The sequence below is a fragment of the Rhodococcus sp. SG20037 genome (genome assembly GCF_031763325.1).
Lineage (GTDB): Bacteria > Actinomycetota > Actinomycetes > Mycobacteriales > Mycobacteriaceae > Rhodococcus_F > Rhodococcus_F qingshengii.
Genome location: NZ_CP134497.1, coordinates 2,229,755 through 2,254,819 on the forward strand (window position 1 = coordinate 2,229,755; position 25,065 = coordinate 2,254,819).

The window sequence follows — 25,065 nt, forward strand, 5'->3', positions numbered from 1 at the left end:
TCGTCCCTCAGGCCATTCGTCTCTCGGACTGTGCCTTCAGCAACTCGGCCAGATGGTCAGGCGAGATCCGCTCGCGAACCGCCTCCATCACTAGTTCGGCCTGCGTCTGAGGCGCGAGGCCGTCGATCGGTTGGTCTCGGTCCAGATTGGTCGGGAAGGCGTAGCCCTCAGCGGAAGCGGCGACGGCACAGCGAACGGACTCGTCGGAACCTGCTTCGCTGAGGGCGAGCAGTGCCGGATAGATCGCGTTGACGAGCGCGTCCCGGTCAATGGTTCCGAGGGCGCGACCGAAGGCTGACGACACCTGAAGAAGATTTGCCATGCGCAGGACGTCGGCGGATTTGTTGTGGCCGGCGGCGTGGAACAGTGCAGGGTTGAAGAAGACGGCATCTCCCTTCTCCAAAGGTAATTGGACGTAATTGGCCTCGAAGAACTCCTTGAACTCGGGACGCTCGAACGCGAGGTATCCGGATTCGAATTGTTGGGAGTACGGCAGATATTTCGTCGGGCCCGTCTCGGCCGGCATGTCCACATGGGCGACTGCACCTTGCAAGGTGAGGGCGGGGGTCAAGCGATGAACGTGCGCTCGGAACTTCGCAGCGACGTCGCTCGACATGAAACCGAGGTGGTAGTCGCGATGTGGATTCTGTGCGGCGCCACCGGGATTGACGACGTTGACGTCCGACGTCACCTGATACATGGGGCCGAGCCAGGCTTCCGAAGCCAAAGCGACAATGCTGTTTGCGTAGTAGTCGACGTAAGCCTTGGGATCTTCGAGCGCCAACTTCAGTTGTGCTCCCCAGATCCGGTCATTGGCTCCGGGTTTGGCGAAGTGATCTCCGGACACCGCGCCGGCTTCGTGTTGGCGCGCAATGAGTTCACGGAAGACCGCACTGGCGCGATCCAATACCTCCGCGTCGAACGCGCCTTGGAAGACCGTGATGCCTGGACCGGTGAGTAACGCGCGGGCGATCTCGTCCTGAATCTCCGCCCGGATTTCAGGATTCGACAATTTGTCGACCAGAGCATCCGAGCGGTAGAGAAGAACGCCGTCGGCCACCGAATGGGCGTACGGGTAATCGACGGGGTCTGTCTCGTGTGCGACCAGAGCGGCGAAGTCTTCGATGTTGCAATCTTCTCGGTGCAATCTACCCGCGAACGGCACGGTGTGGTCGGTCAGTGCTGGAGTCATTCGGGGGCCTTCCTGCGGAGTTCACGATGTGCTGTGACTCAAAGACTGCCAAGGAAAAGCCATCGAAACTACCCCTGAAATCCATCAAAAAGACCTCAGGAAGCGCTCCCCTTGGACTCGACCGGTGACGGAAGATCTGCGCGCTACGACGGGATCACGTTCCTGGGTGAGAGTTAGAGAGTGAAGGCGTTCCGGAAAGCAGTGAGTGCGGTGTCACTGTCTCCGGATGCCCAGCCCTCCAATCCGATCGTGCCGGTGTAACCCTGCTCGGCGAGAACGCGTGCGATGGCTGGGTAGTTGATCTCGCCGGTTCCGGGTTCGCATCGGCCGGGTACGTCGGCCACCTGAATCTCGCCGATGTTGTCACCGCAACGCCGCACGAGTTCGATGAGGTTTCCTTCGCCGATCTGTGCGTGGTAGAGGTCGAGCATCATCTTGAGGTTGGGGTGTGAGACGGATTCCACCAGTGCCAGAGTGTCTTTGGCGCGGGCCATCGGTACGCCAGGGTGATCGACGATCGTATTGAGATTCTCGAGGCAGAAGACGACTCCGGCGTCTTCACCCAGTCGCGCGATCTTCTCGAGAGCGCGTTGGGCCGTCAGCCACATCGCTCCCGTAGTTCGATACTGCGGGCGCGCGGCCTGTCCGTCGATCAGCTCGCCGGTATGGAAGTTCAGCCGAGGAACGCCGAGTTTCGCTGCCGGCGTGAGGCATAGCGCCGCTGTACGTACGAGTTCGGCGCTGCCCGCTTCATCGAACAAATCGCCGTGAAGATAGCCGGTCATCGAGGAGAACCGAGCCCCGGTGGCGACCAGAGCATCGAGGTCCTTGTCTTGCCAACTCCAGATCTCGGCTGCGAACCCCGCCTCCGAGATCCGCCGAATGCGTTCGACGACAGGGAGTTCGGTGAACGTCATCTCGGCAGAGACCGCCAAATCGAAGGGGCTCACTGCGGCACCGACAGCAGCGATACGGGCAGTCCGGTTTCCACGGATTCTTTTGCAGCCAGTGCGATTTCCAGGGCGTTGCGAGCATCGAGACCGTCGACCGACGGCGCGCTGCCGGAGAGGATGCAGTCTGCGAAGTGCGCCAGCTGGGCAACATAGGCGTCGTGAAACAGTTCGATGTTCACCCGAGGTGTGTCGGCCAGAACGCCCGGTGAGCTGTAATGACGCATCGCGGTCCGCGTGACCTCGCCTGCACTCACCATTCCACCGGAACCGAAAACCTCGCCGCGAACGTCGTAACCGTAGGTGGCCTGGAAGTTGGCCTCGGCCGACGCGAGGGCGCCGTTGTCGAACCGCAACTGAACCATCGACGTATCGAGGTACCCCTGCTCCTTGTACTGCGGATGGACGAGAGCATCGGCCTGCGCGAACACCTCGACGACGCGTGCCCCCGGGTTGAGCCAGAGCAGGGCGTCGAAGTCGTGAATCAGTGTCTCGTTGAAGATCGTCCACGGCTTGACTCGAGAGGCGACGTCGGCGGTGATTCCCGGATCGCGAGTCAGAGAGCGAAGTAGCTGCGGTGTCCCGATCCCACCGGAGGTGATCACGTCGTGTGCCGCGGCGAAGTCGGCGGCGAAGCGCCGGTTGAAACCGACCTGCAGCGCAACATTGTTCGCGGCGCATGCGCCGATTGCGCGATCGGCGTCCTCGAGTGTCAAAGCCATCGGCTTTTCGCAGAAGACATGCTTGCCGGCCTCCGCTGCTGCTACCACGAGATCGGTGTGAGTTGATGCGGGCGTACTGATGAGCACCGCTTCGACGGTCGGATCGGCAATCAGCTCAAGGGCGTCGGTGTACGCGCGGGCGTCGGGACTGACACGTTCGATCAACGACGCCGCAGCGCCGGGCGCAGGATCGGCGACGGCGACGAGACGGGTGCCGGGGATACGCAGCGCGACGGACTCGCCGTGGAAACGGCCGATCCATCCAGCGCCGATCAGACCGACTGCAACAGAGGCAGACATGGGGGCTCCGTTCGGAGTGAGGATGAGGAACTAGATCGTTCTAGTCGTGTCAGTAAAGCGCTGGTTGCCTCGTGCGTCAACGTTTCGGCGTGTATTCGCTGGAACGATCTAGTCTGTGGAGGTGAACAGTCGACGCCCCACCTTGCAAGACGTAGCAGACCTGGCCGGTGTGTCACGCGCACTGGTGTCCATAGTCATTCGCGATGTCCCGGGTGCCAGCGATGCGACGCGGGTACGGGTCAAGGCGGCCGCGGACGAACTCGGCTATCGACCCGACAACGCGGCGCGACTGCTGCGCCAGCATCGCAGCCGCCTGATCGGTGTCAGTTATGTTGCCGCGCAAACCTTTCACGCGGAACTGCTCGACGAGATCTACGACGCAGCCGAACGCTTGCGCTACGACGTCGTTCTCAGTGCCGTCTCGGACCGCAGGCCTGGCTCGCGCGCCGTGCGCACCCTGCTCGACGACCGATGCGAGGCGATCTTGCTGTTGGGTTCGCAGGCGCCGGAATCGGAGATCGTCGACCTGGCGGCCAAGGTTCCCGTCGTCGTGCTCGCCCGGAAGATGCCCTCAGCACATGTGGACGTTGTCCGCACGGACGACGAGGCGGGCGCCGTGATGGCCGTGAATCATCTCGTCGGACTCGGGCACCGCTCGATTGTCCATGTCGACGGCGGACGCGGTCCGGGCGCCCAGGAGAGGCGTCAGGGCTACCGGAAGGCCATGCGGGCGGCCGGACTGGAATCGCGGATACTTCCCGGCGGCCTCACGGAGGAGTTCGGCGCGGACGCCGCGCGGTCGATGGTCGAACAAGGGATTCCCGGTGCGGTCTTCGCTTTCAACGATCGTTGCGCGCTAGGAGTCCTGGACGTCTTCTTGCGTGCGGGAGTCTCGGTGCCCGGCGACGTCTCCGTGATCGGATTCGACAACAGTGCATTGGCAGGTTTGGCGCACATCGATCTGACCAGTGTCGGGCAGGACACGGCGTTTCTGGGTGGCGCCGCGGTGGAGCGAATCTCCGAACGTCTCGACGCCGGAAGTGGACTCTTGGGCAGGGACATAGTCGCGCAACCACAACTTGTAGTTCGAGGTTCAACTGGACTCGTAGGGCGTTGACCTGGCGTTTCGACCTAAACTAGGTTGTCCGGTCTTTGATAAGCAGTCCTAATGTCAGAACAAACTATTGACATTCGACTGTGACGGGTATTACATCTTTCACATACAACCGAGCACCATCCGTTCGCGGGCCGTTGGTTGATGTCGAGAGGGAGTTCACATGTCGTTTCTCACGGGACGCAAGAGCGTTGCCGTACTGGCCGGAGCCTCAGTCGTGGTCTTGGGTCTGGCCGCCTGTTCCAGCACCGGCGGTAAGCCGGATTCTTCCGGATCCGGAATGGGCGCGGGTACGGCGGACACGCCCCGCGCCACCATTGCGATGATCACCCACGAAGTTCCCGGTGACACGTTCTGGGATCTGGTGCGCAAGGGCGCCGAAACCGCAGCGGCCAAGGACAACATCGAACTTCGGTACTCCGCCGATCCCGAGGCACCGAACCAGGCCAACTTGGTTCAGAGTGCGATCGACAGCAAGGTCGACGGGATCGCCGTCACGCTCGCGAAGCCCGACGCCATGGTTGCAGCGGTCCAAAGTGCCACCGCCGCGGGCATTCCGGTGGTCGCCCTCAACTCGGGCCTCGAAACCTGGAAGGACATGGGCGTCAAGGAGTACTTCGGTCAGGACGAGTCGATTGCCGGTGAAGCTGCCGGCGAGCGACTCAACACCGAAGGTGCCACCAAGGTGCTGTGCGTGATTCAGGAGCAGGGCAACGTGAGCCTCGAATCACGGTGCGCCGGTGTGAAGAAGTCGTTCAAGGGAACGACGGAGATTCTCAACGTCAACGGCAAGGACATGCCGTCGGTGGAGTCGACCATCACCGCGAAACTTCAACAGGACCCGGCAATCGATCGAGTTCTCGCGCTCGGTGCGCCGTTCGCATTGACGTCCGTGACGTCGGTCGGCAATGCGGGCAGCAAGGCTAAGGTCGTCACCTTCGACACCAACGCGGCGCTCGTCGACGCCATCAAATCCGGTGACGTGCAGTGGGCAGTGGACCAGCAACCCTTCCTGCAGGGCTACCTCGCCATCGATTCGCTGTGGCTTTACCTCAACAACGGCAACGTGATCGGTGGTGGCTTGCCCACCCTGACCGGACCCGCGTTCATCGACAACACCAACATCGACTCGGTCGCCGAGTACGCCAAGAACGGAACTCGCTGATCCGGGCGCACGGAGGGCTGAGAGTCCGCCCTCCGTGCGCCTGTCCAGCACGGAAGGGAAATCATGTCCACTCAGGCAGATCTCGACCTTGCCGCCCATAAAGTCGTGACCGATGAACGGGTGAAGGAGCAAAAGCGCATTCAGCGTCTGCTGCTCCGCCCGGAGATGGGTTCACTTGTCGGCGCCATCGCCATCTTCATCTTCTTCTGTATCGTCGCGGCACCGTTCCGTACGCCGGAAGCGCTTGCGACAGTGCTCTACTCCAGCTCCACGATCGGCATCATGGCTTGCGCGGTCGCCCTGCTCATGATCGGCGGCGAGTTCGACCTCTCCGCCGGCGTCGCAGTCACCACGTCCTCGCTCGCCGCGTCGATGATCGCCTACAACCTGCACCTCAACCTGTGGGTGGGCGCGATTCTGGCGCTGGTCGTCTCGCTCGCCGTCGGATTCTTCAACGGCTACCTCGTCATGAAGACGAAGATTCCCAGCTTTCTCATCACCTTGAGTTCTTTCCTGATGTTGACCGGTATCAACCTGGCCGTCACCAAGCTCGTGAGTGGTCAGGTGGCCACACCCAGCGTCTCCGACATGGCTGGATTCGATTCCGCCAAAAAGGTATTCGCGTCGTCGTTCTCGGTCTTCGGGGTGTCCGTCAAGATCACGGTCGTGTGGTGGCTGCTGTTCACCGCGATTGCAACATTTGTTTTGTTCAAGACCAAGATCGGCAACTGGATCTTCGCGGTCGGCGGCAATCAGGACAGTGCCCGCGCGATCGGTGTGCCGGTGACCGCAGTCAAGATCGGCTTGTTCATGACCGTCGGCTTTGCTGCCTGGTTCGTGGGCATGCATCTGCTGTTCTCGTTCAACACCGTTCAGTCCGGTCAGGGTGTCGGTAACGAGTTCCTGTACATCATCGCCGCAGTCATCGGCGGTTGCCTGCTCACCGGTGGTTACGGAACCGCGATCGGCGCTGCGATCGGTGCATTCATCTTCGGTATGACCAACCAGGGCATCGTCTACGCAGGCTGGAACCCGGACTGGTTCAAGTTCTTCCTCGGCGCCATGCTGCTCTTCGCGGTCATCGCCAACAACGCATTCCGCAACTACGCTGCGAAAAGGTGACACATGAGTACCACAGCTGAAGTTCCCGCTCTCTCGAACTCGGGCGGCAACGTGCCACTGATCGAGCTCAAGGACGTCGGTAAGCAATACGGAAACATCATCGCGCTCAAGGGAATCAACCTGCGCGTCGGTGCGGGTGAAGTAACAGGCGTGCTCGGTGACAACGGCGCAGGCAAGTCCACGCTGATCAAGATCATCGCCGGTCTGCACCAGCAGAGCGAAGGTGAACTACTCGTCGACGGTGAACCGACAACGTTCCACTCGCCGAAAGAAGCTCTCGGCAAAGGCATCGCGACGGTCTATCAGGACCTCGCCGTCGTTGCGTTGATGCCGGTGTGGCGCAACTTCTTCCTCGGGCAGGAACTGCGCAAGGGCGGTCTGATCAAGTCGCTCGACGCCAACGCCATGCGCGCGACGACTCTTTCGGAACTGTCGAAGATGGGCATCGAACTACCTGACGTCGACGCACCGATCGGTAGTCTCTCGGGCGGTCAGCGTCAGTGTGTTGCCATCGCCCGCGCCATCTTCTTCGGCGCGCGCGTGCTGATTCTCGACGAGCCGACAGCAGCGCTCGGCGTCAAGCAGTCGGGAATGGTGTTGCGCTACATCACCGCTGCCAAGGAACAGGGATTCGGCGTCATCTTCATCACGCACAATCCGCACCACGCGTACATGGTCGGCGATCACTTCGTGCTCCTCAACCGAGGCAGGCAGAAGCTCGACGCCAAGTACGACGACATCTCACTCGAAGAACTGACCAAGGAGATGGCGGGCGGTGACGAGCTCGAGACGCTGACCCACGAGCTTCGCCGCTAGATCAAAACCTCGCGACTACAGCCTCGGTTCGAATCGAACCGAGGCTGTAGTCGTTTCGTCAGAGGATGGTCGTCGGCCGAACCTCGAGGCCGGAATGCATGTACGCCTCGTCGATCATCGTCATGTTGGCTACCGCGTCGCCCGGCCCGATCGGCAGCGCCGAGACCCCGGACAGATGATCGGCGAACGCTTCGAGTTGATAGGTGTACGACGACTTCGTGCCCAGATGCTCGACGCTCGTGCGCCCACCGGCCGTGACGGAGACACGGTCGTCGATGTCTGGCTGCAGGAAGTTGTGTACCAGGACGTCTCCTTCAGTGCCGAATACTCGGAAGGTGAAGTGATACCGCTCGTCCAACATCGTGGTCACCACGGATGCCGTGGCGCCGCTGGGGTATTCGAGTTCGATGTCGAACCACGAATCAACCCTCGGAGCATATTCCTCGTGGCGGGTCCCGGTCACCACTGGCGCACCACCACAGACGTCACTCAGCGTCCGGGAAGCATGTAACCCGTAGCAGCCCAGGTCCATCAGTGACCCGCCTGCCAAGGCGAGCTCCCACCGCGGGTCGTTCTCGGATGGTGTGGGCATCCGCAGTACGGTTTCCACCCGAGTGACCGCGCCGACGGCGCCGCTTCGAACCAGATCCAGCAGGCGCCGGTTCACCGGATGAAAGAGGTAGTGGAACCCCTCGAGCAGCGTCACGCCGCTCACGCGTGCTGCCTCGGCTACAGCACGCGCTTCCACCGCGTTGCTCGAAAACGGTTTCTCCGTCAGCACGTGCTTGCCGGCCTGAACGGCGGCGAGATTCCACGGTCCGTGCAGGCTGTTGGGTAGCGCGTTGTAGACGACGTCCACCTCCGGATCCGAGATCAGCTCGGCGTACGAACCGACCACCCGTTCGATCCCATGCTGGGCCGCATAGGCTCTGGCCCGCTCGGGGTCGCGTGCGGCAACGGCCACCAGGCGGTGCCCGGTGGCCGTTGCAGGTTTGATCATCGCGTTCTCGGCGATGCGTGAGGCTCCCAGAATGCCTATCCGCAGCGGGGTAGGTGTCACAGAACCGACCGCAGATACTCGACGCTCGCTCGCACATCGCGCACCGGTCCCTCGTCCGACGGCGCTTCGGCCAGAATGGTGTCCTGCTCGAGCACGTACCACCCGTCGAAACCGTGGCGCTGCAATATGGCTGTGACACCGGCGATGTCGACGTCGCCGCCACCGAGTGGACGGTACATTCCCGCCTTCACGCCGTCGGTGTAGGTGAGCTCACCTCTGCGAACGCGTGATGCGAGGGCATCGTCGACGTCCTTGAGATGCACGTGGGTGATGCGCTCGGGAGCTTGACGCGCCAGGTCGACCGGATCGGTGCCGCCGATCAACAGGTGGCCGGTGTCCAGGCACAGGGGGATGGCCGAGCCGTCGAGCACTCGCAGGACCTCGTCGCGCTGCTCGATCATCGTTCCGACGTGAGGGTGGACAACTGCCCTGATTCCGCGCTCGGCCGCGGCGTCGGTGAGGCGATCGAGATTGTGCAGCAGGGTTTTCCAACTCTGCTCGTCCAGTTCCGGGCGTGAATCGTAGCCGTCGGAACCCGTCGCGGCGGCCAGGACCAAAACTTCGGCACCCGAGGCGACGAAACCATCGAGGATGGGGGAGATGCCGGGAACCGGATCATGATCGCGATCATGCAGCAGTACCGGTGCGAACCCGCCGACTGCGCTCAGATCGTGATCCGCGAGCACCTTGGCCATTTCGGCGGGTGCAGTCGGCAGAAAGCCCTCCGGTCCGATTTCCGTTGCCGCCAGACCGACTTCGCGCATTTCCCGGAGGACTTGCGCAGGGTCGAGCTGGTAGCCCCAGCCCGGGACTTCGCACACGCCCCAGGAGATCGGTGCGCCGGCGATGCGAGGAGTGCTCATGTGTGTGCCTCATTCTTGTCGTGAAGGAACAGATCTTTGACTTCGGTGATCGTGACGGGCCGACCCTCGCGCAGAGAGTGCGTTGCAGCTTCGGAGATCCAGGCCGACTCGACCGCATCTGCGGGCGTGCACGGTGATTCCCGACGCCCGGCGACAACGCCGAGGAATGCTTCGAGTTCCGCACGGTAGGCGGACGTGAAGCGGTCCATGAAGAACGTGTACGGCTCCTTCGAGGGGAACGATGTTTCGGGGTCGAGAGAGCGGAGTGGCAAGCGGTCGTCCAGCCCGGCAACGACGGAGTCCGCCGAGCCGAGTACCTCGAGTCGGCAGTCGTAGCCGCGGCCGTTGTAGCGGGTATTCGACACGACCGCGATGGTTCCGCCTTCGAAAGTGAGAACCGTTGCGGCGGTGTCGACGTCACCGGCATCGGCGATCCCGCGATCACCCTGATTCGAGCCGGTGGCAAAAACCGTGGTGACTTCGCGGCCGCTGATCCACCGGACGATGTCGAAGTCGTGGATCGAGCAGTCGCGGAAGATGCCGCCGGAGTGTTCGATGTACGAGATCGGCGGGGGAGCGGGGTCGAGGGTGGTCGATCGGAGAGTGTGGATCCAACCGAGTTCTCCAGATCGAACCGCGTCGTACGCCGCCACAAATGACGGGTCGAATCGGCGCTGAAATCCGATCTGGACTGGTACCGACGTCTGTTCGGCAGTCGCGAGTACACGAACGGAGGATTCGATGGAGTCGGCTACCGGCTTTTCGCAGAACGTCGGGATGTCTAGGCGGACAGCGGCTTCGATCAATTCGGCATGTGAACTCGACGACGCGGCGATCAGAACGCCGTCGATGCCCGACGCGAGAAGAGCCGCCGGGTCAGTAGCGGACTGCACATCGAGTTCGGTTGCCACGTCCGAGGTTCGACGTGCGTCGACATCGGTGACAACCAGTGCGTCGACGCCGTTTAGCGTCAGTAGATTTCGGGCGTGGTAGCTGCCGATTCGTCCGAGGCCGACGACTCCGATACGAGCGCCCATCAGTCCAGCCCTCCGAAGACGTTCTGGTCCCAGTCGATGATCGAACCCGTCACGACTCCGCTGCGATCGGAGAGCAGGAAGACGACGAAGTCGGCGATTTCGTCGACCTGTCCGAGCTTGCCCATGGGGAGGGTGCTGCCCGCGCGTTCCTGCCAGTCGTCACCAGCGTCGTGAAAAGCTCTCTGCGTGAGGTCTTCACCCTCGGTCTGTGTCCACCCGATGTCGAGACCGTTGATCCGGATACGATCCCAGCGATGCGCATGGGCCGCGTTGCGGGTCAGCCCCGCCAGCCCGGCCTTCGCTGCCACGTACGGCGCGAGATACGGCTGCCCGCCGAGTTCGGACGTGGAGATGATGTTGACGATGGACCCGGGGACCGCACGCTCGCGCATGTCTTTGACTGCTGCCTGCATCGTGAAGAACGGACCGCGAAGGTTCACCGCGATGTGCTGGTCGAAGAGTTCTTCGGTGGTGTCGAGCAGCGTTCCGCGTGAAGTGAGCCCGGCGGAATTGACCAGAGCATCCACGCGGCCGAAGTGAGAGATCGTCTCGGCCACGCTGTCGAGCGCGGAATCCGTTTGTGCCACATCGGCTTCGATGAAGTGAGTTCCCGGAAGTTCTGCCTCGAGAGTCTTTCCGACGTCAGGGCGTCGGCCGGTGAAAGCCACCTGCGCGCCCTCACGGACAGCGGCACGTACGACGCCGGCGCCGACGCCTTGCGAGCCACCACTGACCAGTACGACAGTGTCGGCCAGGAGTGCGGGCCTGATTACGCCCGGCGGAGAAGTCATGGGTTTAGTCTGGCTGTGACGAAGACCTCGAGCAACAGCAAAAAACCATCAAATATCCATCATCGTGAGGTAGTTGTGGCGCATCGATTCAAAGTACGGGAGATCGCTCAGCAGTCGGGCCTGAGTGAGGCCACCGTCGACCGGGTGCTCAACGACCGTCCTGGAGTTCGCGACGGCACACGATCGGAGGTTCGCCAGGCGATCACGGACCTGGAACGTCAACGCTCGCAACTGAAACTAGTCGGTCGCACGTTCATCGTCGACGTCGTGTTGCAAACTCCTGCAAGGTTTTCCGACGCCGTCCGTGACGCGCTCGAGGCCGAACTGCCCACCCTTGCACCCGCTGTAGTTCGTTCCAGGTTTCACTTTCGTGAGACCGGTTCGGTAGAAGCGATGACGTCGACGCTCGACAAGATTCGCCGGCGTGGCTCCCACGGAGTCATCGTCAAGGCTCCCGACACTCCGGAAGTCGTGGCGGCGATCGACCGGTTGGTGGCGGCAAGGATTCCGGTCGTCACGTTGGTGACCGACGTTGCCGGCAGCAGGCGAGCCGCCTACATCGGCATCGACAACCGAGCCGCTGGAGCCACCGCCGCGTACTTGATAGATCAGTGGCTGGGGGATCGGGAAGGCAACGTGCTGGTCAGCATGAGCAGTGGGTTCTTCCGCGGGGAGGAAGAACGGGAGATGGGATTTCGCTCCGCTATGCGCGTCTCGGCTCCGCATCGCCGTTTGATCGACATTCCGAACAGTGACGGTCTGGATCAGACGAGTAGGAAATTGGTGCGAGCGGCACTCGAATCCGATCCGCAGATCCGTGCCGTGTATTCGATCGGTGGTGGCAACCTGGCCACTGTCGACGCGTTCGAAGAACTGAACCGGGAGTGCAGTGTCTTCATCGCTCACGATCTCGACGGTGACAATCGAAAGTTGCTGGGGGAGAGGCGAATATCAGCGGTGCTCCACCACGATCTGCGGGCGGATGTTCGCACTGCCTGTCAGGTGGTCATGAAAGAACACGGCGCCATGGGCGCTCACTTCGGCGCTACGACGTCACCGGTTCAAGTCGTGACACCGCTCAACATGCCCCCGACATAGCTGTGCGCGGTCAAGGAGTCCGGAGACTCCCTAACCGCGCACAGGGCCGAAGGCCTGACTATCGAGCGAAGAGCAGTGCTCGCTTGACTTCCTGAATTGCCTTTGTCACCTGGATGCCGCGGGGGCATGCGTCGGTGCAGTTGAACGTGGTGCGGCAACGCCACACGCCGTCCTTGTCGTTCAGGATGTCGAGACGCTCGGAAGCGGCCTCGTCACGGCTGTCGAAGATGAACCGGTGTGCGTTGACGATGGCTGCGGGACCGAAGTAGCTGCCGTCGCTCCAGTACACGGGGCACGACGTGGTGCAGCATGCGCAGAGGATGCACTTCGTCGTGTCGTCGAAACGAGCACGGTCGTGCTGGCTCTGGATGCGCTCACGAGTGGGCTCGTTGCCACTGGTGATGAGGAACGGCTTCACGGCGCGGAATGCGTCGAAGAAGGGTTCCATGTCGACAACCAGGTCCTTCTCGACGGGCAGGCCCTTGATGGGCTCGACCGTGATGGTGACCGGCTTGCCGTCCTTGGGCAGCATGTCCTTCATCAGCAGCTTGCAGGCCAGACGGTTCACACCGTTGATCCGCATGGCGTCCGATCCACAGACACCGTGTGCGCAACTGCGACGGAACGTGAGGGTGCCGTCGAGGTAACCCTTTACGTACAGCAGCAGGTTGAGCAGACGGTCGGTGGGCAGTGCCGGGACCTGGAAACTGTCCCAGTGCTGGCCCTCGCCCGATTCGGGGTTCATCCGCGCGATCTTGAGAGTGACCATGACGGCCCCCTCGGGAACAGCGGGGAGTTTGGGTGCATCTACAGCAGGCGCAGACATCAGTACTTACGCTCCATCGGCTCGTAGCGGGTCTGGATCACCGGCTTGTAGTCCAGACGGATGTCGGAGAGCAGGCCGTCACCCTCCTTGTACGCCATCGTGTGCTTCATGTACTCGGCGTCGTTGCGATCCGGGAAGTCCTCGCGAGCGTGGCCGCCGCGCGATTCCTTGCGGTTGAGGGCGCCGACGACGGTGACCTCTGCCATTTCGAGGAGGAAGCCCAGCTCGATGGCCTCGAGCAGGTCGCTGTTGTAGCGCTTGCCCTTGTCTTGGACCGTGATGTGGTTGTAGCGCTCCTTGAGAGCACGCACATCCTTGAGAGCCTGGGTGAGGCGCTCTTCGGTGCGGAAGACGGAGGCGTTGTTGTCCATCGACTGCTGCAGCTCGGTGCGGATGTCCGCAACGCGCTCGTGGCCGTGATCGGACAGGATGACGCCGACCCAGTCTTCGACCATCGCGGCCGGGGTTTCCGGCATGTCGACGAACTCGGTGGAGTTCGCGTACTCGGCGGCAGCGATGCCGGCGCGACGGCCGAACACGTTGATGTCGAGGAGCGAGTTGGTACCGAGACGGTTTGCACCGTGTACGGAGACACAGGCGCATTCGCCGGCCGCGTACAGACCCTTGACGATCTCGTCGTTGTTGCGCAGCACCTCACCGTTGATCTTGGTGGGGATACCGCCCATGACGTAGTGGCACGTCGGGTAGACGGGCACGGGCTCCTTGACGGGGTCCACGCCGAGGTAGGTGCGCGAGAACTCCATGATGTCGGGGAGCTTCTCGTCGAGAACTTCCTCGGGGATGTGCGTCACGTCGATGTAGACGTAGTCCTTGTTCGGGCCGGCGCCGCGGCCTTCGAGAACCTCGAGGACCATCGAACGAGCCACGATGTCACGCGGAGCGAGGTCCTTGATGGTGGGTGCGTAACGCTCCATGAAGCGTTCACCGTCGGCATTACGGAGAATGCCACCTTCACCGCGGACGGCTTCCGAGATCAGGATGCCGAGACCGGCGAGTCCTGTCGGGTGGAACTGGTGGAACTCCATGTCCTCGAGGGGCAGGCCCTTGCGGAAGATGATGCCCATGCCGTCACCGGTGAGGGTGTGCGCGTTGGACGTCGTCTTGTACATGCGTCCCGAGCCGCCGGTCGCGAAGACGATCGACTTGGCGTGGAAGATGTGCAGCTCGCCGGTCGAGAGCTCGTAGCAGATGACACCGGTGGCAACCGGGCCGTCCTCGGTCTCGGTGATGGCGATGTCGAGCGCGTAGAACTCGTTGAAGAACTCGACGTCGTGCTTGACGCAGTTCTGGTAGAGCGTCTGCAGGATCATGTGACCGGTGCGGTCGGCGGCGTAACACGCACGGCGGACGGGTGCCTTGCCGTGGTCGCGTGTGTGGCCACCGAATCGACGCTGGTCGATCTTGCCTTCGGGCGTGCGGTTGAACGGCAGACCCATCTTCTCGAGGTCGAGCACCGCATCGATGGCCTCCTTGGCCATGATCTCGACGGCGTCCTGGTCGGCGAGGTAGTCGCCGCCCTTGACGGTGTCGAAGGTGTGCCACTCCCAGTTGTCTTCCTCCACGTTCGCCAGTGCGGCACACATGCCGCCCTGGGCCGCGCCGGTGTGGCTGCGGGTGGGGTAGAGCTTGGTCAGTACGGCCGTGCGGGCACGGGGGCCAGCTTCGATTGCCGCACGCATGCCTGCGCCACCGGCGCCGACGATGACCACGTCATAACGATGTTCCTGCATGAAGTCTGTGCTCCCCTAGCTCGCCGAGATATTGGGGTCGAAGGTGAAGATGACGTACGTGCCCAGGCCCATGATCAGGATCATCGAGAGAACGAGGATCGTGGTCAGCCAGAAGCGCGTGGAGTCCTTGCGGGAGTAGTCCGCGATGACCGTGCGCAGACCGTTACCGCCGTGCAGCTGTGCCAGCCACAACATCGTCAGATCCCAGAACTGCCAGAATGGGCTGGACCAGCGACCTGCGACGAACGCGAAGTTCAAACGGTGAACGCCACCGTCGAGCATCAGCATGATGAACATGTGGCCCAGGACCAGAACGATCAGGGCGACGCCGGAGAAGCGCATGAAGAGCCATGCGTACAACTCGAAGTTGTTCCGAGCCTTCGCGCGCGGGGACCGCGGGTTGTCCAGGCTTGCGGGACGGTCGTATGAGGTGCCCAGGCTCTTGGCTTCGGGTCCGTGAGTAGTCGCCATGTCAGTGCTCCGCAAACATGTTGATGAGGATGCGTCCGGCGCCTGGGATCATCACCAGGAACCAGATCGTCAGAATGGTCCAGAGCATGACGCGCTGGTACTTCGGGCCCTTCGACCAGAAGTCCACCAACATCACGCGCACGCCGTTGAGGGCGTGGTAGAGGACTACGCCGACGAGGCCGATCTCCATGAGGCCGACGAGGGGGTTCTTGTACGTGTCGATGACGGCGTCGTACGTATCGGGATTGACCCGAACGAGTGCCGTATCGAGAACGTGTACGAATAGGAAGAAGAAAGTAGCGACGCCTGTGATCCGGTGTAGAACCCAGGACCACATTCCGGGGTCGCCCCGGTAAAGCGACCTCGTGCGCTCCTTCTGAGGAGCGGCTTCAGTCGTAGTACTCATCGAGTGCTGTGCCTCCAACGTCATTGGTGGACGCGTCGAGCCTGCAGAGAGCTTCGATGTACCTCAGCCCGGGCTCGACGGGATCCTGAACCGACTTGACTCAGACTCTAAACCTATGTGAAACCGGGAACTAATCAGATGCGGGATTCGTACGCGTACCAAACTCTTTGTAAGGTTTGCCTTTCCAATCTCGCCGAGACGGTTTCGGCGTGGTTTCTGCATCCATTCAGTCGGCGTGATTGGATAACGAACCATGGGTGACATCGACTGGAAGTTGTTGCGGCACAACGCGCAAGTGGTCATGCGGCAGGCTTATGCACCGTACTCGGGCTATGCAGTGGGTGCAGCTGCCCTGGTAGACGATGGTCGGATCGTCTCAGGATGCAATGTGGAAAATGTCTCATACGGTTTGAGCCTGTGTGCCGAATGTGGACTCGTCGGTAACTTGGCCGCCACCGGGGGCGGGCGGCTGATTGCCTTCACGTGCTGCGACGCGAAGGGCTCGATTCTGATGCCATGCGGCAGGTGCAGACAGCTTCTTCTCGAGCACGGCGGGGGTGAGATGCTTGTCGACACGAGCAGTGGGTTCAAGCCGCTGAGCGAGCTGTTGCCTGATGCTTTCGGGCCGGAACAAGCAGAGGGGCTCCGCCATGTTTGACGCAGTTTCCATCATCGGCGCCAAGCGTGACGGCCGCGAGCTGTCGGGAACCGAGATCGACTGGATAGTTCAGGCGTTCACACAGGGGATCGTCGGTGACGAGCAGATGTCGGCGCTCGCGATGGCGATCTACTTCCGCGGAATGTCGCGAGCAGAGACCGGTCGATGGACCGAGGCGATGATCGAATCCGGCGGGAGGATGGACTTTTCGGACTTGCCGCTGCCCACCGTCGACAAGCATTCGACCGGTGGAGTGGGGGACAAGATCACCCTTCCGCTTGCACCCCTCGTCGCTGCCTGTGGTCTTGCAGTCCCGCAGTTGTCGGGCCGCGGACTCGGCCACACCGGTGGAACTCTCGACAAGCTCGAGGCCATTCCAGGTTGGCGAGCCGAGCTCACGGCGACGGAGATGGTCGACATTCTCTCGGACCCGAAAATCGGCGCGGTGATCTGCGCTGCCGGAGCGAATCTGGCCCCCGCGGACAAGAAGCTCTACGCGCTGCGCGACGTGACCGGAACGGTGGAATCCATTCCGCTGATCGCAAGTTCGATCATGAGCAAGAAGATTGCCGAGGGAACCGGCGCCCTGGTGCTCGACGTCAAGGTCGGTTCCGGAGCGTTCATGAAGGACCTCGGCGACGCGCGAGAGTTGGCACGCACGATGGTCGAGCTTGGCAACGACGCCGGCGTGCGTACAAGCGCTCTCATCACCGGGATGGACACCCCGCTCGGATTGACGGCGGGCAACGCCCTCGAGGTACGTGAATCCGTCGAGGTGCTGGCAGGCGGCGGGCCGTCGGACGTCGTCGAGCTGACCCTGGTCCTGGCTCGGGAGATGCTGTCAGCGGCTGGGATCGACGGTATCGACCCCGCCGACAAACTGGCCGACGGCACGGCAATGGACCGGTGGCGCGCGATGATCGCCGCCCAAGGTGGGGACCCACACGCGACGCTGCCGGTGGCCCGGCACAGCGACGTCGTCACCGCGGACCGAGACGGCGTACTGACCCGACTCGACGCCATGGCGGTGGGCATCGCGGCCTGGAAACTGGGAGCCGGACGCGAACGGCAGGGCGAAGCCGTTCAGGCCGGTGCCGGCATCGAGATGCATGCAAAGCCTGGCGACGTGGTCCGTGCCGGGCAGAAGCTGATGACACTGCACACCGACACTCCCGAGAGATTTGATGCAGCGCGACGAAGCCTCGGCGGTGGATGGTCGATCGGGACCGATTCCGACACCGTTTCGCGACCGTTGCTCATCGAGCGAATTGTGGGTGATTCGCGTTAGCGTTGGCGAATGAACGCACCGGAGTTGACCACGATCCGCAGCGCACCCAAAGTTCTTCTCCACGATCATCTCGACGGAGGACTCCGACCCGAGACCGTTCTCGAACTGGCCGAGCAATGTGGCTACGACGAGCTGCCGGCGAATACGGCATCCGAACTGGCGCAATGGTTCCGAACTGCCGCTGACAGTGGATCGCTCGAGCTCTACCTCGAAACGTTCGCGCACACAGTCGCCGTGATGCAGACCCCCGAAGGGCTTGCTCGGGTGGCACGTGAGTGTGCCGAGGATCTGGCCGACGACAACGTCGTCTATGCCGAGGTCCGTTTTGCGCCCGAGCAGCACCTGGAACAAGGCCTGAGTTTGGACGAGGTCGTCGAGCACGTTCTCGAAGGTTTCCGGGCCGGCGAATCCGCTGCCAGGGTCGCGGGACGGGAGATCCGCATCGGCTGTCTTCTCACGGCGATGAGGCATGCCGCGCGGTCGCGGGAGATCGCCGAACTCGCGGTGCGATTCCGGGACCGCGGGGTTGTCGGGTTCGACATCGCCGGTGCCGAGGCCGGTAACCCACCGAGCCGGCACCTCGATGCTTTCGAGTACATGCGTGATGCGAACGCTCACTTCACGATTCACGCGGGTGAGGCTTTCGGGTTGCCGTCGATCCACGAAGCCATCGCCTTCTGCGGAGCGGATCGGTTGGGCCACGGCGTGCGGATCGTGGACGACATCGACGTAGGAGTGCAAGGTGGGGCAGAGTTGGGTCGGCTCGCGAACTACGTCCGTGACATGCGCATTCCCCTGGAACTGTGCCCGAGTTCGAACGTGCAGACGGGAGCCGTAGCCGCCCTGGCGGACCATCCGTTCGGACTCTTGGCGGACTTGCGCTTCCGAGTGACCGTCAACACCGACAACAGGCTGATGAGCGACACCACCATGAGCCGGGAAATGGCCGCGTTGGTCGAGACCTTCGGTTACGGATGGACCGATCTCGAACGCTTCACTATCAACGCGATGAAGTCGGCCTTCATCCCGTTCGACGAGCGCCTCGCGCTGATCGACGACGTCATCAAGCCGGGCTACGCCGTGCTCATCGGCTAGATGACGTGCGCCCGACTACTCAGATCGAAGCCGGGCCTCGAACTCGCGCTCGAGTTCGCGCCAGGCCTCGGATTCCTTGGTGAACGGCGCACTCGGAGCCATCCGCGACGGATCGGGGTTGAGGAGGTACGAGACGTACCAACCCAGCTCGTTCGACGCGGACAGAGCCTCCTCGGTGGAGTCGTCGTCGGCGAAATCTGCTGCATCGGTGAACAATTCGACGGCGAGTTCCAGCTGCTCGGCATCTACGACGTCCGGGCCCTGGGCGAGGTCGTCGGCGATACCGGGCAGAACGTAGACGTTCTCGTCCGTGACCTCGATTTCGAGTGAACCGTCGACGGCCGCATTCTGAATTTCGCCGTACGTACTGACCTGCGAGAGATCGTGTTCGTGGTTGTCGGCGAGGTAGCGAGCGAGTGCGCGCTCGCTACGGAAGACGGTGATCAGTCCGTCCTTGCCGAGGAAGATCGCCTGATCTCCCATGTAGCAGCGCAGAGTGTAGAACGTCTCGGCCGAGGTGATGATGCGGATCGGGTCGACACCGACCTCACCCCAGAAGGTCTCGACTTCGTCTTCGTCCTCTTCGAGGTCGTCTTCGTCGAATTCCTCGTCCTCGCCCTCCTCGGCGACATCGTCGGCGTCGACGGTGTTCTCGGCGGCAGCGAGCAGTTCAGCTTCGGCGACCGCCACAGCAGCTGCATCGACCTTCGGGGAGGTGACCACCTTGTCGATGGCGTCGAGAACGGCGTCCCAGTCCTTGACGATCGCAGCGCCGACCTGGTCCCACAGCTCCAGGCCTTCGCGGCCTTCGAAGGTGCCGGCGCCGGTGGCAAGCGCGCCGAGTACCGGATGGCCGCTGAAGAAGCGGATGACCGCGTCGAGTTCGCACACCTCACCGATGTTGCGAGCCATGTTCAGGGTGTCTTCGAGTTCCGAGACCACCAGTGCCTCAGGGTCACCTGCGGCCAGTTCCGGCACGCCGACGAAGTCGAACGTGAAGTTCTCTTCCGGTTCCAACTCGGCTGCCGACAGTCCGGAGACGACGGCCCACGCCGGATGCTCGACCAGGTCGTTGTCGGAGTCCGTTCGGATGAAGGCCGCGAGTTCCGCGACGGAGGAGAACCCGTAGAGGTCTTCCTCATGGCCGAGAAACGCTTCCCACTCGTCGTCGCCCTCGCGCCAGCGAGGTGCCCACAAAGTGACGAGGTCTCCGTCGGTGAGTCCGATTTCGATAGGGACGATGTCTCCAGCCATGGGCGGAAGCCTATCCACCGCAGCGCGAAAGGCATAGCGGGGGTTCGTCACGTTTGTTTCAGGGCTACTCGGAGCTCACTGACCAGTCGCTCGCGTTCGTCGTTGGACTGTTGAACTGCCTGGTGAATCGTGGCCACCGTCAATGCGGCCACCGTCTGAGAATTCATCGCGGTGATTGCGTCGGTGATCCGTAGGTCGACCAGAGCGCCCAGCCCGTCGACAGTCGCCGTGACTATCCCACCCTCGCTCGAGACGACTACCCGCAGAGCGCCGACCCCGTCGACGGCGTCCTGCAAGAGTCCCGTCCGGTGTTTCGCCAGCTCCATGATTCGATCAATCTCGCTCATATCGAACGCATCCAGCTCGACGGAAGGTTCTGGCCCTCGGCGGCGTCGACATCGGCCAGTTCGTCTCGGGTCGGGAGACCGAGCCGATCGAGGATCGCTGCCGGGACTCCGGTCTCCTCGAGCTCCACACGATGGCGGGCGCCGGCTTCGATTGCTGCATGTGAGCACAGCGTGAGTATCTGCTGCGCCAACCGCTGCCCGCCGTACCGCAGTTCGTCCTGGCTGATCCTCAGGTCCACGGGCACGGCGTGCTCCGTGGCGCGGACCGCGATGGTTCCGTTGCGGTTGACGGCTACGGCTGTGATGATCGGCGGTGATTCGCGCTTGTTCTCGGGCATGATTCCCTGTCATTCCGTCGGACGGTAGAAGCCGTGAAAGCCCATGCCGCTGTTCGTGGTTCGGATGGCGCTGATTTCGACAGGATCGCCGGCTTCGACCATCTGACCGTTGCCGATCACCATGGCGACGTGTCCGTCCCAGACCGCGAGGTCGCCCGGCATCAGATTGTTCTGATCGACCTGGTTCCCGATTCCCTGTTCCTGAGCCAACCTCGGAATATCGACTCCGGCCTGGCCGTACGCCCATTGCGTCAGACCACTGCAGTCCAGACCGACTCCGGGTGTCGTGCCTCCCCAGGCGTACGGGACACCCTGTTGAGTGAGCGCGTTGCGTACGGCAGCAGCGGCCTCGGCGTTCGGTGCGGTGGCAATCGAGCCGTCGGGAAGTTCGACCTCAACGCCACCGACGGAACCGGAACCACTTGCGGAACCGGAACCACCGACGGAACCGGAACCACCCGCCGACTCGGAGACCCCAGGTGCGGGATTGGGTATCGGGACGGACGGGACGAGTGCGGACATCTTGTCGGTCGACCCGGCCAGCTCACCGCGTACCCGCTCGATAACCGATACCGCGCGTCCGAGGTGCTCCAACGCGGCCGACAACAACATCAATTCGCCCGTCGGTGTCATCAGCGTCGGCCCGGCCTTGATCGCGAGTGTCAGAAACGACTGGAGAATCTCACCGAGTTCGGTCATTCCCGCGTACACGGACGTTGTCGCTTCGTCCACGACGCCGGCGATGTCGTTTCCGCGATCGGCGAGGTTTCGCGTCGACGTCTGCGTCTGCTCGGTTTTGGTCACCGCAGCAGTGAGAGCAGTCGACGAACTCTGAGAGGACGCCAGTTCGCTCAGTGCCGCGCTTCCCAGTTGGTAGGCGATCTCGAGGGCGTCCGTGGCGATTCGGATGCCGACGTCGGGTCCACTTGCGCTGGGGACACCAGTCCCGACAGTGTCGACCAGGTCGATGATCGGTCGTGCGAGTGCGTCGACGTCGATCATGAGCGTGCGGCTTCAGCGAGAGTCCTTCGTACCGATTCCTCGGAGTCGAGATAGACGGCGTGAGCGTCGCGGGTGGCTGACTGGACGCTGGAGATCACAGCGGACAGTCGATCGATGTCGTCGATGTGCGCTTGCTGTGCTCGGCTCGCGACATCGACGAAGTCGCCGCCGATCAGCCCCAGCACAGTGGACAGAGCCAAGTGATCGCCACCCGCCGCGTCCTGTCGAGCTTGCGCGACGTTGTCGGCAACAGTGCCCAACCGCGTGGCGAACTCCGCGATGCTTTCAGTGTCCAGATCCAGATTTGTCAACTCGTCTTCCCCCCGTTGCGCTTACTCCCTCTTGGACGCCGCGCGGGGTGCTCCGGTTCCCGAGGAACTATTCTGATGGTCATGCAAACGCACGTAGTCGACCATCCGCTCGCGGCGGCCCTCTTGACGACAATGCGTGATGCACGCAGTGAGAACGCGACTTTTCGTTCCGCACTTCGCAGGCTCACGCACATGCTGGTCTACGAGGCCATGCGTGACGCGGAGGTCGAGGAATTTCCGGTCGACACCCCGGTAGCAGCGACGACGGGCATCCGGCTCGCGAAGCCGCCGTTGTTGGTACCGGTGCTGCGGGCCGGTCTGGGCATGGTCGAACAGGCGAGTGCGCTGATTCCGTCGGCCGGCGTCGGCTTTGTCGGAATGGCACGTGACGAAGAGACTCATCAGCCGGTTCCGTACCTCGAATCCCTGCCGGCGGATCTGTCCGGGATCCCGGTGTTCGTGCTCGATCCGATGCTCGCCACCGGCGGTTCGATGGTGCACACCATCGACTTGCTGGTTGCGCGTGGCGCGACGGATGTCACGGCAGTGTGCGTCGTGGCCGCTCCGGCCGGCGTCGACGCGCTGGCAGCGTCCGGCCACCCGGTTCGTCTGGTCATCGCGAGCATCGACGACGGACTCGACGAGAACGCTTTCATCGTCCCCGGTCTCGGTGACGCCGGCGATCGGCAGTTCGGACCCCGCTAGAGCGAAAGGGCGAAGGTTCGGAGTTCGGCCAGCCGGGCCTTCGCCTGCTCTACTGCGTTCGCGAGGTCGGCGCGGTTCGCCACCGGGACGACAACTTCGAGATAGCACTTGAGCTTGGGCTCGGTTCCGGACGGTCGAACAACCACGCGGATCGACGGCCCGTCGAATATCACTGCGTCGGTGCGCATACCACCGCGAACCAGGGACAAGTCCTCGGTCGTGACCGGCTCGCCCGCGAGTTGGCTTGGCGGATCGGCGCGTAGCCGTTTCATCATTTCCGCGATGTCACTCGAGTCCTCGACGCGGCGGGATACTTGGTCCCCGCAATGCAGTCCGAATTCGACGGCATAGTCGCCTAGAACGTCCAACAGGGTTCTGTTGCTGCCCGCGAGGGTGGCAGCCAAGTCAGCCACCAGAACGGCAGCTGAGATTCCGTCCTTGTCCCGCACCACATCCGGATCGACGCAGTGCCCGATCGCTTCCTCGTAGGCGTAGACGAGTCCGTCGCCGGCGCGCGTGAGCCACTTGAATCCGGTGAGTGTCTGCGCAAACCTGGCTCCGCGGGCTTTCGCCAACTTCGAGAGCAGGGTCGAGGAGACTATCGTCGTCGCCACCAACGAATCTTCGGGCGCCGTGCTCAGTACGTGGTCGGCCAGGAGCACCCCGGTTTCGTCGCCGCGCAACATGCGCCACTGATCACCGTCGCGAACTCCGACGGCGCAGCGGTCGGCATCCGGGTCGAGTGCGATCGCCAGATCCGCGTCGACACTTCGGGCAAGGGCGAGCAGGCGGTCTGCGGCGCCGGGCTCTTCGGGATTGGGGAACTCGACGGTCGGAAACGTGGGGTCGGGATCGAACTGCTCCGCCACGACGTGCAGGTCCTCGAATCCTGCTGCTCGCAGAGCCGCGGTCGCAGTCTCACCCCCGACGCCGTGCATTGCCGTGAGCGCAATCCGGATCGAGCGGGCGTCGCCGTGCGGGAGGGTCGCGATGCGGGCGATGTACTGCTCGACCAGAGAATCGTCGGCCGGAATCACCGATGCTCGCGCGACGTCGGCGGCACTACCGATGCGAGCGATCTCGCTCTCGATTTCACGATCGGCGGGGGAGACGAGTTGCGCTCCGCCCGAGAGATACACCTTGTAACCGTTGTCGGCGGCAGGATTGTGGGAGGCGGTGATCTGGATACCTGCCGCTGCCCCGAGCCTGCGCACCGCGAACGCCACCAGCGGTGTCGGCAGTGGGCGGGGGAGCAGGGTCACTTCGAACCCGGCGGCTGCCATGACCTCGGCGGCGGCCAGAGCAAATGCCTCTGAACCGAGCCGGGCGTCGCGGCCGACCACAACGCGGGACCCGCCCTGGCAGCGAGCTGTCAGCCAGGCCGCCAGACCGGCCGTGGTCCGGATGACGACCGCGAGGTTCATTCCGTTGGGTCCGCCGCGCACCGGCCCGCGAAGCCCAGCAGTGCCGAACGTCAGTGGTGCGGAAAAGCGTTCGGTCAGTTCATGTTCCGAAAGGGCTGCTAATTCTGCGCGGGTAACCGGGTCCGGATCGGCGTCGATCCACTCTGTGACGTTCAGTGGTGTCACAGCTGCTCGACCAGTTGACGCAGCAGCACTCCCATCCGGGCCGCCGAGGCTTTGCCTGCCGCCAGCACCTCCTGATGGTCCAGTGGGGCGCCCGTGATTCCGGCGGCCAGATTGGTGACCATGGAGATGCCGAGAACGCGGGCGCCGAGCGCGCGGGCCGCGATGGTCTCGTGAACCGTCGACATGCCGACCAGATCGGCGCCGAGTGTACGAAGCATTCGAATCTCGGCCGGAGTCTCGTAATGCGGACCGGGAAGCCCGGCGTAAACACCCTCGGCAAGGTCCGGGTCGATCGAGCGAGCCAGCGCCCGCAGTTCCGGCGAGTAGGCGTCGACCAGGTCGACGAACTCTGCGCCGACGAGGGGAGAGCGGGCCGTCAGGTTCAGGTGGTCACTGATCAGCACTGGTTGTCCCACTGCGTAGTCCTCGCGGATACCGCCGGCCGCATTGGTGAGGATGACGGTGTCGGCGCCGGCAGCAATGGCTGTCCGGACCGGGTGGACGACGGTACCGAGATCGTGGCCCTCGTATGCGTGCGCGCGCCCGAGCAGCAGCAGGACTTCGGTGTTTCCGACGCGCACCGAACGAATGGTGCCCGCATGGCCGAGGGCGGACGGTGGGGCGAAGCCAGGAAGATCCGCCATCGAGACTTCGGCTGTCACGTCCGCACCGGCGTCGCCGAACACGTCTGCGGCATCGGTCCACCCCGACCCGAGCACGATGGCGACTGACGGTGACGAAGAGCCAGTCATGGCGGACAGAGCAGCGGCGGCGGCCTCGGCGATCGTTCCCAT

The 25,065-nt window shown here is 63.0% G+C and carries 27 protein-coding genes; 9 read left to right on the forward strand and 18 right to left on the reverse strand.

Going from position 1 to position 25,065, the window contains the following annotated elements:
- Positions 1-7: 7 nt before the first annotated feature.
- The 3 genes from RHP72_RS10305 to RHP72_RS10315 form a co-directional block, all read right to left on the reverse strand.
- A complete protein-coding gene (locus tag RHP72_RS10305) occupies positions 8-1,192 on the reverse strand; it encodes a phytanoyl-CoA dioxygenase family protein (RefSeq protein WP_311094647.1) in 1,185 nt (394 codons plus the stop codon).
- Between the two features lie 173 nt (positions 1,193-1,365).
- Positions 1,366-2,142, reverse strand: coding sequence for a TIM barrel protein (locus RHP72_RS10310; protein WP_080726629.1), 777 nt, complete (start codon positions 2,140-2,142; stop codon positions 1,366-1,368).
- The gene (locus tag RHP72_RS10315) at positions 2,139-3,164 is read right to left on the reverse strand and encodes a Gfo/Idh/MocA family oxidoreductase (RefSeq protein ID WP_234551620.1); all 1,026 of its coding nucleotides are present in this window, start codon (positions 3,162-3,164) and stop codon (positions 2,139-2,141) included. The genes RHP72_RS10310 and RHP72_RS10315 overlap by 4 nt, the downstream gene beginning before the upstream one ends.
- A 115-nt stretch (positions 3,165-3,279) precedes the next feature.
- On the opposite strand from RHP72_RS10315, the gene RHP72_RS10320 reads away from it, so the two are divergent.
- The 4 genes from RHP72_RS10320 to RHP72_RS10335 all read left to right on the forward strand — a co-directional run bounded on the left by RHP72_RS10320 (position 3,280) and on the right by RHP72_RS10335 (position 7,381).
- Positions 3,280-4,281, forward strand: a complete 1,002-nt coding sequence (locus RHP72_RS10320; protein WP_065455153.1) for a LacI family DNA-binding transcriptional regulator — start codon at positions 3,280-3,282, stop codon at positions 4,279-4,281.
- A gap of 160 nt (positions 4,282-4,441) precedes the next feature.
- Positions 4,442-5,443: a substrate-binding domain-containing protein gene (locus RHP72_RS10325; protein WP_007727338.1), complete on the forward strand. Its 1,002-nt coding sequence runs from the start codon at positions 4,442-4,444 to the stop codon at positions 5,441-5,443.
- A gap of 63 nt (positions 5,444-5,506) precedes the next feature.
- Entirely contained in the window at positions 5,507-6,565 is a 1,059-nt protein-coding gene (locus tag RHP72_RS10330; RefSeq protein WP_003940759.1) for an ABC transporter permease, read from the forward strand.
- A 3-nt stretch (positions 6,566-6,568) separates the two neighbouring features.
- Positions 6,569-7,381 (forward strand): ATP-binding cassette domain-containing protein, encoded by an 813-nt coding sequence (locus RHP72_RS10335; RefSeq protein ID WP_007727336.1) that lies wholly within the window; start codon positions 6,569-6,571, stop codon positions 7,379-7,381.
- Positions 7,382-7,439: 58 nt separating this feature from the next.
- On the opposite strand, the gene RHP72_RS10340 is transcribed toward RHP72_RS10335, so the two are convergent.
- Genes RHP72_RS10340 through RHP72_RS10355 form a run of 4 tightly spaced genes read right to left on the reverse strand, consistent with a single transcriptional unit; the run spans position 7,440 to position 11,132 of the window.
- On the reverse strand, positions 7,440-8,441 hold the full coding sequence (locus tag RHP72_RS10340) for a Gfo/Idh/MocA family oxidoreductase (protein WP_311094648.1): 1,002 nt from the start codon (positions 8,439-8,441) through the stop codon (positions 7,440-7,442).
- Complete coding sequence (locus RHP72_RS10345) at positions 8,438-9,304, reverse strand: TIM barrel protein (RefSeq protein ID WP_007727332.1); 867 nt, start codon at positions 9,302-9,304, stop codon at positions 8,438-8,440. The genes RHP72_RS10340 and RHP72_RS10345 overlap by 4 nt, the downstream gene beginning before the upstream one ends.
- A complete protein-coding gene (locus tag RHP72_RS10350; protein WP_256520550.1) occupies positions 9,301-10,341 on the reverse strand; it encodes a Gfo/Idh/MocA family oxidoreductase in 1,041 nt (346 codons plus the stop codon). The genes RHP72_RS10345 and RHP72_RS10350 overlap by 4 nt, the downstream gene beginning before the upstream one ends.
- On the reverse strand, positions 10,341-11,132 hold the full coding sequence (locus tag RHP72_RS10355) for an SDR family oxidoreductase (protein WP_058039060.1): 792 nt from the start codon (positions 11,130-11,132) through the stop codon (positions 10,341-10,343). Before RHP72_RS10355 ends, RHP72_RS10350 begins: the two co-directional genes overlap by 1 nt.
- Before the next feature lie 75 nt (positions 11,133-11,207).
- On the opposite strand from RHP72_RS10355, the gene RHP72_RS10360 reads away from it, so the two are divergent.
- Positions 11,208-12,230 (forward strand): LacI family DNA-binding transcriptional regulator, encoded by a 1,023-nt coding sequence (locus RHP72_RS10360; RefSeq protein WP_311094649.1) that lies wholly within the window; start codon positions 11,208-11,210, stop codon positions 12,228-12,230.
- Positions 12,231-12,288: 58 nt separating this feature from the next.
- Here RHP72_RS10360 and RHP72_RS10365 read toward each other — a convergent pair whose 3' ends face one another.
- From RHP72_RS10365 to sdhC, 4 genes are read right to left on the reverse strand one after another with little or no spacing between them, the layout of a single operon-like run.
- Entirely contained in the window at positions 12,289-13,056 is a 768-nt protein-coding gene (locus RHP72_RS10365; RefSeq protein WP_003940925.1) for a succinate dehydrogenase iron-sulfur subunit, read from the reverse strand.
- A complete protein-coding gene (gene sdhA, locus RHP72_RS10370) occupies positions 13,056-14,807 on the reverse strand; it encodes a succinate dehydrogenase flavoprotein subunit (protein ID WP_003941011.1) in 1,752 nt (583 codons plus the stop codon). Before sdhA ends, RHP72_RS10365 begins: the two co-directional genes overlap by 1 nt.
- Positions 14,808-14,822: 15 nt before the next feature.
- Entirely contained in the window at positions 14,823-15,278 is a 456-nt protein-coding gene (locus RHP72_RS10375; RefSeq protein ID WP_003940699.1) for a succinate dehydrogenase hydrophobic membrane anchor subunit, read from the reverse strand.
- A 1-nt stretch (position 15,279) separates the two neighbouring features.
- Positions 15,280-15,684: a succinate dehydrogenase, cytochrome b556 subunit gene (sdhC, locus tag RHP72_RS10380; protein WP_020969155.1), complete on the reverse strand. Its 405-nt coding sequence runs from the start codon at positions 15,682-15,684 to the stop codon at positions 15,280-15,282.
- 253 nt (positions 15,685-15,937) lie between these two features.
- On the opposite strand from sdhC, the gene RHP72_RS10385 reads away from it, so the two are divergent.
- The 3 genes from RHP72_RS10385 to RHP72_RS10395 are packed head-to-tail and all read left to right on the forward strand — an operon-like array spanning position 15,938 to position 18,725.
- Positions 15,938-16,342, forward strand: a complete 405-nt coding sequence (locus RHP72_RS10385) for a cytidine deaminase (RefSeq protein WP_042449639.1) — start codon at positions 15,938-15,940, stop codon at positions 16,340-16,342.
- Complete coding sequence (locus RHP72_RS10390; RefSeq protein ID WP_003940738.1) at positions 16,335-17,630, forward strand: thymidine phosphorylase; 1,296 nt, start codon at positions 16,335-16,337, stop codon at positions 17,628-17,630. Before RHP72_RS10385 ends, RHP72_RS10390 begins: the two co-directional genes overlap by 8 nt.
- 9 nt (positions 17,631-17,639) lie before the next feature.
- Positions 17,640-18,725 carry an adenosine deaminase gene (locus tag RHP72_RS10395; RefSeq protein ID WP_050654872.1) on the forward strand — a complete coding sequence of 362 codons (1,086 nt, stop codon included), beginning with the start codon at positions 17,640-17,642 and terminating at the stop codon, positions 18,723-18,725.
- A gap of 15 nt (positions 18,726-18,740) precedes the next feature.
- Here the strand turns inward: RHP72_RS10395 and RHP72_RS10400 are convergent, their stop codons facing one another.
- Genes RHP72_RS10400 through RHP72_RS10420 form a run of 5 tightly spaced genes read right to left on the reverse strand, consistent with a single transcriptional unit; the run spans position 18,741 to position 21,977 of the window.
- The gene (locus RHP72_RS10400) at positions 18,741-19,979 is read right to left on the reverse strand and encodes a hypothetical protein (RefSeq protein WP_003940713.1); all 1,239 of its coding nucleotides are present in this window, start codon (positions 19,977-19,979) and stop codon (positions 18,741-18,743) included.
- 47 nt (positions 19,980-20,026) lie between these two features.
- On the reverse strand, positions 20,027-20,326 hold the full coding sequence (locus tag RHP72_RS10405; protein ID WP_007727324.1) for a YbaB/EbfC family nucleoid-associated protein: 300 nt from the start codon (positions 20,324-20,326) through the stop codon (positions 20,027-20,029).
- Entirely contained in the window at positions 20,323-20,664 is a 342-nt protein-coding gene (locus RHP72_RS10410) for a hypothetical protein (RefSeq protein ID WP_050654874.1), read from the reverse strand. The genes RHP72_RS10405 and RHP72_RS10410 overlap by 4 nt, the downstream gene beginning before the upstream one ends.
- Positions 20,665-20,673: 9 nt before the next feature.
- On the reverse strand, positions 20,674-21,666 hold the full coding sequence (locus tag RHP72_RS10415; RefSeq protein ID WP_311094650.1) for a C40 family peptidase: 993 nt from the start codon (positions 21,664-21,666) through the stop codon (positions 20,674-20,676).
- Entirely contained in the window at positions 21,663-21,977 is a 315-nt protein-coding gene (locus tag RHP72_RS10420; RefSeq protein WP_007727320.1) for a type VII secretion target, read from the reverse strand. Before RHP72_RS10420 ends, RHP72_RS10415 begins: the two co-directional genes overlap by 4 nt.
- 81 nt (positions 21,978-22,058) lie before the next feature.
- Between RHP72_RS10420 and upp the strand changes: the two genes are divergently transcribed.
- The gene (gene upp, locus RHP72_RS10425) at positions 22,059-22,682 is read left to right on the forward strand and encodes a uracil phosphoribosyltransferase (protein WP_007727319.1); all 624 of its coding nucleotides are present in this window, start codon (positions 22,059-22,061) and stop codon (positions 22,680-22,682) included.
- On the opposite strand, the gene RHP72_RS10430 is transcribed toward upp, so the two are convergent.
- Positions 22,679-24,271 carry a phospho-sugar mutase gene (locus tag RHP72_RS10430; RefSeq protein WP_311094651.1) on the reverse strand — a complete coding sequence of 531 codons (1,593 nt, stop codon included), beginning with the start codon at positions 24,269-24,271 and terminating at the stop codon, positions 22,679-22,681. The genes upp and RHP72_RS10430 overlap by 4 nt on opposite strands.
- Positions 24,268-25,065: a purine-nucleoside phosphorylase gene (locus RHP72_RS10435; protein WP_007727315.1), complete on the reverse strand. Its 798-nt coding sequence runs from the start codon at positions 25,063-25,065 to the stop codon at positions 24,268-24,270. The genes RHP72_RS10430 and RHP72_RS10435 overlap by 4 nt, the downstream gene beginning before the upstream one ends.

Excerpts from the sequence above, each read along its gene's own strand:
- RHP72_RS10305 (WP_311094647.1), bottom strand. The coding sequence starts at position 1,192 with ATGACTCCAGCACTGACCGACCACACCGTGCCGTTCGCGGGTAGATTG.
- RHP72_RS10315 (WP_234551620.1), bottom strand. The coding sequence starts at position 3,164 with ATGTCTGCCTCTGTTGCAGTCGGTCTGATCGGCGCTGGATGGATCGGC.
- RHP72_RS10325 (WP_007727338.1), top strand. The coding sequence starts at position 4,442 with ATGTCGTTTCTCACGGGACGCAAGAGCGTTGCCGTACTGGCCGGAGCC.
- RHP72_RS10330 (WP_003940759.1), top strand. The coding sequence starts at position 5,507 with ATGTCCACTCAGGCAGATCTCGACCTTGCCGCCCATAAAGTCGTGACC.
- RHP72_RS10335 (WP_007727336.1), top strand. The coding sequence starts at position 6,569 with ATGAGTACCACAGCTGAAGTTCCCGCTCTCTCGAACTCGGGCGGCAAC.
- RHP72_RS10345 (WP_007727332.1), bottom strand. The coding sequence starts at position 9,304 with ATGAGCACTCCTCGCATCGCCGGCGCACCGATCTCCTGGGGCGTGTGC.
- RHP72_RS10350 (WP_256520550.1), bottom strand. The coding sequence starts at position 10,341 with ATGGGCGCTCGTATCGGAGTCGTCGGCCTCGGACGAATCGGCAGCTAC.
- RHP72_RS10355 (WP_058039060.1), bottom strand. The coding sequence starts at position 11,132 with ATGACTTCTCCGCCGGGCGTAATCAGGCCCGCACTCCTGGCCGACACT.
- RHP72_RS10365 (WP_003940925.1), bottom strand. The coding sequence starts at position 13,056 with ATGTCTGCGCCTGCTGTAGATGCACCCAAACTCCCCGCTGTTCCCGAG.
- sdhA (WP_003941011.1), bottom strand. The coding sequence starts at position 14,807 with ATGCAGGAACATCGTTATGACGTGGTCATCGTCGGCGCCGGTGGCGCA.
- RHP72_RS10375 (WP_003940699.1), bottom strand. The coding sequence starts at position 15,278 with ATGGCGACTACTCACGGACCCGAAGCCAAGAGCCTGGGCACCTCATAC.
- sdhC (WP_020969155.1), bottom strand. The coding sequence starts at position 15,684 with ATGAGTACTACGACTGAAGCCGCTCCTCAGAAGGAGCGCACGAGGTCG.
- RHP72_RS10385 (WP_042449639.1), top strand. The coding sequence starts at position 15,938 with ATGGGTGACATCGACTGGAAGTTGTTGCGGCACAACGCGCAAGTGGTC.
- RHP72_RS10390 (WP_003940738.1), top strand. The coding sequence starts at position 16,335 with ATGTTTGACGCAGTTTCCATCATCGGCGCCAAGCGTGACGGCCGCGAG.
- RHP72_RS10395 (WP_050654872.1), top strand. The coding sequence starts at position 17,640 with ATGAACGCACCGGAGTTGACCACGATCCGCAGCGCACCCAAAGTTCTT.
- RHP72_RS10400 (WP_003940713.1), bottom strand. The coding sequence starts at position 19,979 with ATGGCTGGAGACATCGTCCCTATCGAAATCGGACTCACCGACGGAGAC.
- RHP72_RS10405 (WP_007727324.1), bottom strand. The coding sequence starts at position 20,326 with ATGAGCGAGATTGATCGAATCATGGAGCTGGCGAAACACCGGACGGGA.
- RHP72_RS10410 (WP_050654874.1), bottom strand. The coding sequence starts at position 20,664 with ATGCCCGAGAACAAGCGCGAATCACCGCCGATCATCACAGCCGTAGCC.
- RHP72_RS10415 (WP_311094650.1), bottom strand. The coding sequence starts at position 21,666 with ATGATCGACGTCGACGCACTCGCACGACCGATCATCGACCTGGTCGAC.
- upp (WP_007727319.1), top strand. The coding sequence starts at position 22,059 with ATGCAAACGCACGTAGTCGACCATCCGCTCGCGGCGGCCCTCTTGACG.
- RHP72_RS10435 (WP_007727315.1), bottom strand. The coding sequence starts at position 25,065 with ATGGGAACGATCGCCGAGGCCGCCGCCGCTGCTCTGTCCGCCATGACT.